Genomic DNA, 255 nt, shown 5'->3' on the forward strand with positions numbered 1-255 from the left:
CACCAGAGATGGTGGTCTCTTTGGACACTCATGTACAGGTGGTGCATGGTTGTCGTCAGCTCGTGTCGTGAGATGTTGGGTTAAGTCCCGCAACGAGCGCAACCCTCGTCCTATGTTGCCAGCACGTGATGGTGGGGACTCATAGGAGACTGCCGGGGTCAACTCGGAGGAAGGTGGGGATGACGTCAAATCATCATGCCCCTTATGTCTTGGGCTTCACGCATGCTACAATGGCCGGTACAAAGGGCTGCGATA

General features: G+C 55.3%; 1 rRNA gene. It reads left to right on the forward strand.

Annotation, left to right across the window (positions count from 1 at the left end):
• Positions 1-255: ribosomal RNA gene (locus SERN_RS15210) — 16S ribosomal RNA — on the forward strand; the annotation flags it as partial.

This window comes from Serinibacter arcticus (assembly GCF_004786095.1).
Taxonomy (GTDB): Bacteria; Actinomycetota; Actinomycetes; order Actinomycetales; family Beutenbergiaceae; genus Litorihabitans; species Litorihabitans arcticus.